We start from the raw sequence: 1,729 nt of genomic DNA, 5'->3' as shown, positions 1-1,729 counted from the left end.
TTAGTGGTTCCGAAGACTATCAACGAATGCTGGTCAATGGATTTTATGCATGCTCAGTTAGAAGATGGCCGTGCTTACCGATTATTTAATGTTATTGATGATTTCAACCGTGAAGGTCTTGCCATTGAGGATTTTTCTTTGCCAGCAGAGCGGGTTGTACGAGCCCTCAATCAAATCATTGAATGGCGTGGAAAGCCTCAACATATTCGTTGCGACAACGTACTAAATCTGGAGTCAATATTTTTTTAGAAAAACAGATCCCGATAGCTCAATGAACTATTTTTTTAAAGATATTCTCGCTAACCTCAATCAAAACCCAATGGTTTTCCATTTTTATAGGAATATTTTTTAACCATAGTGACATAAGGTCCAGAGCAAAATGCCAGGCCTTTACTGTACTTAAAACAAAATAAAATCCCAATGGAAGATCCAAACATTATCTACGAGGTCAATAGCCTCTACGGCCCTACAGAGGGGATTCTTCCACTGGGTATTACCGATTCAAAATAGCATCGATAATTCGTTTCATTTTTAATGATACCAAAGACTACACGAGCCATTTTGGCAGCAACAGCAGTGTATCCTTTACGCTTTAAATCATCGTTATTTGGATCCTGCTTAATGTAATTCTCAAATTTTTTCCTAAATGTATTTTCGCGCATTCTAATAGCCACAGTTGCAGCAAGCCAGAAAGCGTAACGTAATTTACTATTGCCATATTTAGATATTTTGCTGGTACCACGAAAATACCCAGATTGATGCGTACTCAAATTAAAACCACAGAATTTAAGGAATTGGCGATAGTGTTTAAAGCGCCTTAAATCACCAACCTCTGCTAAAATCATAAGTGCTAAAATTGGTCCTATTCCAGGAATAGAAAGCAATTTCTTGTAATCATTATTCCCCTGAAGAAATGAATCTGCCGTTTCTTCAATTTCTTTTAATCGCTTACATAACCCTTGATGTTCATGGAGGATTACGCGAAACATATCAATTGCCTGGGAGTTTTCTTCTAATGGAAGACCTATACTTTCTTGAGCAGTTTGATAAAAGTTAATTAACCAATTTCGCTTGTCTACTTTGCGACCTACCACTTCCCAAGCAACTTTAATAAACTCATCTTGAGTGTACTTTAATACACTCGATGGGGTCGGATAATGGGATATGAAGTGAGTAAACCATAATGCGCGTGAACTGTGAAAAAACATTTCGACCTCAGGAAAATAAAGGGGTAGATAGTGGTTCATAATACTGTGTTGTACTCTAACTTTTCTTAGCGATATTTGTTGGTAGGTTTTAGCAAGCTCTTGAATATCATTATATTTATTAATTAAAGGGTCATAATATATTTGCACCACACCCGTTCTCAGTAAGTGTAAAATCACTTGTGCATCTTTCGGATCATTTTTATCCCATGAATTATGAAGAGCTTCGCGAGTTCTGGCAGCAGCCAACGAGGAAACAAAATATACGGTAAAGCCTGCCATCTGAAGGTGATAGGCAATCGGGCGATGATAATTAGAAGTTGCCTCCAATCCAATATGGCATTGACATCCAAGAGAACTAAGATAGGTAATAAACTCTCTGTAATCTTTCATTTTATTAGCTACTTTAAATTTTTTCCTTGTGCCATTAGGTAGTTGCACTAGCACATCATTTTTAGCCTTGGCAACATCGATAGCAACTAGCGCAACGCCTTGAGCGTTGTTAAAATTAATTGTCATAGTTG

The 1,729-nt window shown here is 37.2% G+C and carries 2 pseudogenes; one reads left to right on the top strand and one right to left on the bottom strand.

Annotated features, from left to right (window positions below):
* A pseudogene (locus Lnau_RS09635) lies at window positions 1–219 on the top strand (DDE-type integrase/transposase/recombinase); the annotation flags it as partial.
* Window positions 220–399: 180 nt separating this feature from the next.
* Here the strand turns inward: Lnau_RS09635 and Lnau_RS09630 are convergent.
* Window positions 400–1,724, bottom strand: a pseudogene (locus tag Lnau_RS09630) (IS110 family RNA-guided transposase).
* Window positions 1,725–1,729: the final 5 nt, after the last annotated feature.

Source organism: Legionella nautarum, from assembly GCF_001467895.1.
In the GTDB taxonomy this organism is placed as follows: Bacteria; Pseudomonadota; Gammaproteobacteria; order Legionellales; family Legionellaceae; genus Tatlockia; species Tatlockia nautarum.
The sequence above is the reverse complement of the archived record's forward strand: the minus strand, read 5'-3'. Positions and strand labels throughout refer to the sequence as shown.